General features: G+C 59.8%; 5 protein-coding genes. 4 read left to right on the forward strand and 1 reads right to left on the reverse strand.

All coding sequences use genetic code 11. The features are described from left to right. Positions 1-403 precede the first annotated feature (403 nt). The 4 genes from I9P22_RS23330 to I9P22_RS23345 all read left to right on the forward strand — a co-directional run bounded on the left by I9P22_RS23330 (position 404) and on the right by I9P22_RS23345 (position 3,663). A complete protein-coding gene (locus I9P22_RS23330) occupies positions 404-1,423 on the forward strand; it encodes a replication initiation protein (RefSeq protein ID WP_199262553.1) in 1,020 nt (339 codons plus the stop codon). Positions 1,424-1,446: 23 nt separating this feature from the next. Next, on the forward strand, positions 1,447-1,785 hold the full coding sequence (locus I9P22_RS25105; RefSeq protein ID WP_408635226.1) for a helix-turn-helix domain-containing protein: 339 nt from the start codon (positions 1,447-1,449) through the stop codon (positions 1,783-1,785). 61 nt (positions 1,786-1,846) lie between these two features. Further along, positions 1,847-2,803 carry a DNA cytosine methyltransferase gene (locus I9P22_RS23340; protein WP_199262558.1) on the forward strand — a complete coding sequence of 319 codons (957 nt, stop codon included), beginning with the start codon at positions 1,847-1,849 and terminating at the stop codon, positions 2,801-2,803. Continuing rightward, the gene (locus tag I9P22_RS23345) at positions 2,803-3,663 is read left to right on the forward strand and encodes an NgoMIV family type II restriction endonuclease (RefSeq protein ID WP_199262560.1); all 861 of its coding nucleotides are present in this window, start codon (positions 2,803-2,805) and stop codon (positions 3,661-3,663) included. The genes I9P22_RS23340 and I9P22_RS23345 overlap by 1 nt, the downstream gene beginning before the upstream one ends. Positions 3,664-3,722: 59 nt before the next feature. On the opposite strand, the gene I9P22_RS23350 is transcribed toward I9P22_RS23345, so the two are convergent. Beyond that, positions 3,723-4,430: a helix-turn-helix domain-containing protein gene (locus I9P22_RS23350; RefSeq protein ID WP_199262562.1), complete on the reverse strand. Its 708-nt coding sequence runs from the start codon at positions 4,428-4,430 to the stop codon at positions 3,723-3,725. Between the last annotated feature and the right edge of the window lie 121 nt (positions 4,431-4,551).

A 4,551-nucleotide genomic window follows, 5' to 3' on the forward strand; every position in this document is an offset into this window, starting at 1 on the left:
TGGCAATGCGATCCCCTGTCTTGCCATCCTCTCGGTCAAGAGGACTGGGCGATGGGATAGCCGCAAAGGGAGAGAGACCACAGGGATCGAGCGACCGTCGCGGCGGGTGGGAAAGCGTCCCCTGTTCCCTAGCCTGATCCGACCTCACAATCGGCACCACGGCGGAAAACTGGGTCGTCCGGCCCCGGATTTTGACCCAAAGTTCACAGAAAAAATGGGCGCAGCCCTTCTTGTTCTAATAGTTCTTATAGTTCACTGGAATATAATCAAGTAATTACAATTACTTACGACTGCACAGGTTAGGAATGGGGCCGGAAAGGTTAGGAATGGGGCCGGAAAGGTTAGGAATGGGGCCGGAATAGACAGTTTACAGGTTAGGTTTTACACCTTATAGAACTAGCCTATGGGGAAAACCGTCCAAGTGGCCGTAGATCGTGCCTTCGACAAGACCAAAACTGTGCTGCCTGCCGAAGTGGCACGGGGCACCTACATGCAGAACCCGCCCGGGCTGGCGGCGCTCAAGCTGATGCACGTCCTGATTGGGCAGGCGGGCGGCAGGATGGGCGAGGACGTGGAACACCGCGTCCGGCTGTCAGAGGTCCGGGGCGTCGAGGGATTGCGGCACCATGACCGCGCCAGCCTCGCCCCGCTCTTTGCCGAGCTACAGGCGGCGGTCCTCATCAGCGATGACACGGAACGCAAGCGCCTGACTATCGGGGGGCTGCTCGATATTGCCGAGGTCGATTACCGCGACGAGGCCTCCGGCGATCTGGTCATAAGCTGGTATTTCTCGCGAATGTTCACCCGTATGGCGGCGGCGTCGAATCATTGGGCTATCCTCGACCGGCAGACGGCTTTCCGGCTCAAAAGTCGGTATTCCATGCTGCTGTTCCAGCACGTTTCCAGTCTCGTGAACCTCGACCATGTCACCAGCAAGGCCTTTACCGTGCCCGAATTGCGGGCCGTTCTTGGGGTGGAACCAGGGAAGCTGGAACGTTTTGCCAACCTGAATAAGTGGGCGATTAAGCCGGCAATTGAGGAGATCAGCATGGAATCACGGTTCGTGCTGACCGCGACCCCGCGCAAGAGCGGGCGCACCGTTACCAGCATTACCATCGAATGGTCCGAAAAACCGTCCGAGGCTCGAAAAGCCCTCAAGGCCGAGATGGACCGGCATAGCGCAGGCCGGAAGGCCCGGCGCAACGGCTCGGCCGAGACGGTGGCGCGGTCCTTCCCAGCATCCGGCAGCATCGAGTTCGATACGCATTGGCGCGACCTCAAGCGGGCGGCGGGCTGTAACATGGACAACACCATGATCGCCGACAAATTCCGGGCATGGTGCGCCGGGAAGGGCCTCCCCCTTGATGCCCGGAACATCGAACAAGCGTTCAGCAGCTTCTGCGCCAAGGTAGGGCGATTATGATGTGCGCTCACGCCAATTCGCACATGTCTCCCGCACAGGCTGCACAGGCTGCTGGAGTCTCCCGATGGACCATTATGCGGGCGATAAAATCTCATCAACTGCAGGCATCACGCGATAACCGCAACCAATGGCGAATTGCTCTGGGCGATCTTGACAGGTGGCGGTCGCACACTGTGCGCACACATGATGACTTGCACGCCTCGCACACACTTGACGCGCTGGAAGTCGAGCGCCTGAAGGTTGAGATCGAGACCGAAAGGCGGCTTCGTATGGCAGCAGAGGCCGAGCGGGACCGCTGGCGGGCGATGGCCGAGAAGCTGGCTGATCGGCCCGGATGGTGGTCGCGGCTATGGGGAAAGTAAGGAGCGAGTGAATGACTGATTTTAACAAAATCAATCACACAAAACATATAAGCAGAACACCATGACCCAACTTAATTCCTTAGAGATGTGCGCCGGCGCAGGCGGTCAGGCTCTTGGCCTAGAAATGGCGGGCTTTAACCATTCCGCCCTGATCGAGCTGGAACCGGCAGCATGCGCCACACTACGCCTGAACCGCCCCGCATGGAACGTCATCGAGGATGATCTACGGCGCTTCGACGGCAGACCATACAAAGGCGTTGACTTGGTAGCCGGTGGCGTGCCCTGCCCGCCGTTCTCTAAGGCCGGAAAGCAGCTTGGTGCGAAGGACGAACGCGACCTGTTCCCCGAAGCAATCCGTCTTGTCGATGAATGCCGCCCGCAAGCTGTGATGCTGGAAAACGTGCGCGGTCTGCTGGATGCCGTCTTTGACGACTACCGCAACAAGGTAGAAAAACAGCTCAAGAAGCTGGGCTATGTCCCCGGCTGGCGACTGCTCAACGCTTCAGACTATGGCGTGTCGCAGTTGCGCCCGCGCGTGGTGTTTGTCGGCATCCGCAAAGACCTTGCAGACGGCTTTGCATGGCCAAAGCCACAGCAACACGAGGCGGCTACCGTGGGTGAGTTGCTGCACGATCTCATGGCCGCGAACAAATGGCGCGGCGCTGCCCGCTGGCGCGAGCAGGCCAACACCATAGCCCCGACGCTGGTGGGCGGCTCCAAAAAGCACGGCGGGCCAGACCTTGGCCCCACCCGTGCAAAACGCGCTTGGGCCGCTCTAGGTGTTGATGGCATGGGCATATGGGACGATGCCCCAGCCCGTGATTTCGTTGGGATGCCTCGCCTTACCACACGCATGACCGCACGCATTCAGGGTTTCCCCGACGACTGGCAGTTTTCCGGGCGTAAGACCGCAGCCTATCGCCAAATCGGCAACGCCTTCCCGCCCCCCGTGGCTGCAGCTGTGGCCCGTCAGATTTTCGCGGCCCTGTCGGTCAAGCGCATCTACAAGGTGGCCTGATGCCGGAAGCTGAATTTCTCGAAGCCCGCAAAGCGTTTCATGCCGCCCTGCTGGAAGCCACATTGACCACCAACGCCGCCGGTGTGGTCAGCAATGCTGACAGCAGCAACACCACCAGCAAAGCAATTGCCAAGGGCATAGCCGATCTACTCAAGGCCGAAACCATCGGCGAGCGCATCGCGGGCCAGACTTCGGGCAACCAGTTTGAAAGCATTTGCGCCCGCTTCGTGCGAGAAACCTTCCTCAAGCTGGGACACCTACGCCCCGGAATTTGGGATGTTCGCCAAGTCAGCGGGCGCAACCGTTTAGAGATTGCCCGCTACGAACAATATGCGCACTTGGTGGCCCTCGACCGAGCCGCTAAGGCCGATGTGGAACTGGCCGCAGCCTTGGGCAGCGATTACACCATCACACCGGATATTGTGGTGACGCGCGACACCGAGGACGACGACACCATTAACGCCCCGGCGCTGCTGGTGGACGACAGCGTGACCACGCTTGCCAGCCTGCGCAAGAAAAACGGCGGGCTACCCCTGCTGCACGCCAGCATTTCATGTAAGTGGACGATACGCAGCGACCGGGCACAAAACGCCCGCTCCGAAGCCCTAAATCTGGTTCGCAATCGCAAGGGCCGTCTGCCTCACGTTGTGGTAGTTACGGCAGAGCCGACCCCCAGCCGTCTAGCCTCTATCGCCTTGGGCACCGGGGACATTGACTGTGTGTATCACTTCGCCCTCTACGAGCTGCAAGCCACCGTCAAAGCCTTGGGCATGAACGACGCCGCCGACATGCTGGCCGTGATGGTGGACGGAAAGCGCCTCAAGGACATTTCCGACCTCCCCCTAGACTTGGCGGTTTGAGGCATCGAAGTCCATCGCGCGCCAGTCGCTCGATCCCTGTGGTCTCGCTCCCTCTGGGGCTATCGCCGCCCTTGCGGCACCCTGAACGCGCCCAAAGCAAATCGCGTGCTTGGGCTTGGCGATTCTGTGGGCCTCTCCGGCGCTTCTGGGGTCTCTGCGGGCCTCTCCGGCGCTTCTGGGGTCTCTGCGGGCCTCTCCGGCGCTGCCAGTTCCGCGAAGATCCTCTCATTGGTGGCGCGCTGAAGCCGTGCCAGCCCGACCATGACGTGGCGAACGTCATCAGCCAGCCGCTCGACCGCATCGGCACGAGACCGGACGCGGGACAGGGCTGCCTGTGTTTCCTTGTCCAGACGCAGGGTTCCCCGCTTTGCCGCCGCGTTCAGGGCAGCCGCGATCTGGTTCAAGTTCCTGCCGATCGGCAGGAGCTGCTGTGTCAGGTCGTAGATCGCTTGCGAAGTTTCCTCGGGCTGAACGTAAACATCCACGGCCCGCAACAGCACCCGCCGTGCGGTCTCGGCTCGTGAAAGCCCGTGCCTCTTTGCCAGTTCGTCAAGAGCCACAAAGTCAGCTTTGTTGAGCCGAACCGTCAGGACCGCAGAGCGGTAATACAGTTCGGATTCCGCCAGCCGCAGCTTGTAATTGTAGATCGTGCGACGGCTCACGCCGAACTCTTTTGCCAGTGCGGAAACGCTGTCACCAGCCTTCAGACGATCCTTCAGCTTCGCTCTTTGCCGAGCATCCAACCGCAGAAATCTTCTCTTTGGCATGGTGTAAAGTATCCGAATTTGAATAGTGTAAAGTATTCATATTACATTTCCTGCCATTTACACCATGCCTCTTCCTCTGACTTCACAATATGGCGCATCTGGGCATGTGCAGAGGCCAACA

Source organism: Paracoccus binzhouensis, assembly GCF_016446475.1.
Lineage (GTDB): Bacteria > Pseudomonadota > Alphaproteobacteria > Rhodobacterales > Rhodobacteraceae > Paracoccus > Paracoccus binzhouensis.

What these genes read in the sequence shown, in the direction of transcription:
- I9P22_RS25105 (WP_408635226.1), top strand. Translation starts at nt 1,447, where the DNA reads ATGTCTCCCGCACAGGCTGCACAGGCTGCTGGAGTCTCCCGATGGACC.
- I9P22_RS23340 (WP_199262558.1), top strand. Translation starts at nt 1,847, where the DNA reads ATGACCCAACTTAATTCCTTAGAGATGTGCGCCGGCGCAGGCGGTCAG.
- I9P22_RS23350 (WP_199262562.1), bottom strand. Translation starts at nt 4,430, where the DNA reads ATGCCAAAGAGAAGATTTCTGCGGTTGGATGCTCGGCAAAGAGCGAAG.
- I9P22_RS23345 (WP_199262560.1), top strand. Translation starts at nt 2,803, where the DNA reads ATGCCGGAAGCTGAATTTCTCGAAGCCCGCAAAGCGTTTCATGCCGCC.
- I9P22_RS23330 (WP_199262553.1), top strand. Translation starts at nt 404, where the DNA reads ATGGGGAAAACCGTCCAAGTGGCCGTAGATCGTGCCTTCGACAAGACC.